A 1276-nucleotide genomic window follows, 5' to 3' on the forward strand; every position below is an offset into this window, starting at 1 on the left:
GCCCTGATCACTCAAGGTGAGTGATCGGGGCCGGCGCCGGCCGGGGAGGGCCGTGGAGCGGAATTCCGCGGGGAGGCGGTGCGGTTCCGGGATCAGTAAATCTTGATCCAGGTGATCTTGTGGATCGAGGGCTGGCCCGGGTTCCACTGGCTCCACTTGTTCAGGGTGAAGCTCTCCAGGCGCGGGTCGTTCAGATTGCGCTGGAACTCGATCTTCACGACGTTGTTCCCGGACTCGACCCAGTTGACGCCGTAGATCGCGACGCCCGCCTCGCCGGCGTTCGCGAAGCAGAGGGTGTCGCGGCCGCTGTTGTTGTGGATCTCAAGGTAGTCGTTCTGGTTGCAGTCCGTGCGGTTGAGCGTGATGCGGCTGGTCGAGGCGGAGGCGGCGGTGGCCGGCACGGCCGCGGTGGCCAGGACGGCCGCCGCGGCGGCGGCGACACCGAGGTAACGGCGCACGGGCAGGCTCATGATGATCTCCCTTTTCTCGTGGGGAACCGGATCTCCACCGTCACCCGGTCCGCGGGGGCCTCGTGAGGGCTTTCTCGGCCACATTCGTATGCCGATCGACCGTGCAGGGAGAATGGGTGGTTCCAGATGTTCCGGGCGGGAATTGAAGACCGCCCGGAACAATTCCCCGAGAGCAGCGGGCGAATGACTTCGGGTGGATGCGAGGGGAGGTTTCCGTGAAAGTGTGGGGAGGGTGGGTGCGGCCCGCGCGGGCGCCGCTCCATCACGCTCGGTCACATTTCGGGGAGCCGGTGGATGTTCGGAAGGCGCGACGCCCCGTACCGCAATGCGGGCGCGTGTGCCGGGCGGGGCACGTCGTGGCCGAGTGTGCCCGTCCGCTTGTGTCCCGCCCGGGCCCGGCGCCCGCGTGCTGCCCGTACGGAACCGCGTCCACCGGAACGCGGCCGGTTCGTCCCCGTGCGCGGTGTGCGCCGCCCCGGCTCGCGGGTGGCGGCGCCGGGAACGACGCCGCTTCGCAGCCGGCGTGCCGGCGGGCCGGTCGGACCGAACCGTCCTGACCGGCGGGAACGGAAAGATGGCCGGTACGCCGGATTCGCCGACTTCGGGCCCCTTGTGGCCGATGTTCGACGGGCGGGGGCCACAAGGGCGGGCGAACACCCCCGATGCGGAGGCTCCGCTGCCCCGACGGGGCGGAAGGGCCGGTGGCCCGCGCACAGGAAGTCGGCGGGGGCCGCGTGCGGGGGGGGGGGGGCGGGCGCCGGACGGGGGGGGGGGGGTGGGACCGGGGCAGGGGGCGGAGGGGGGCG

1 protein-coding gene is annotated in these 1276 nt (G+C 71.6%); it reads right to left on the reverse strand.

The features are described from left to right. Positions 1-92: 92 nt before the first annotated feature. Positions 93-470, reverse strand: a complete 378-nt coding sequence (locus ACFCX4_RS29480) for a beta/gamma crystallin domain-containing protein (RefSeq protein ID WP_376148891.1) — start codon at positions 468-470, stop codon at positions 93-95. Positions 471-1276: the final 806 nt, after the last annotated feature.

This window comes from Kitasatospora sp. NPDC056327, from assembly GCF_042261735.1.
GTDB lineage: Bacteria > Actinomycetota > Actinomycetes > Streptomycetales > Streptomycetaceae > Kitasatospora.

What these genes read in the sequence shown, in the direction of transcription:
- ACFCX4_RS29480 (WP_376148891.1), bottom strand. Translation starts at nt 470, where the DNA reads ATGAGCCTGCCCGTGCGCCGTTACCTCGGTGTCGCCGCCGCCGCGGCG.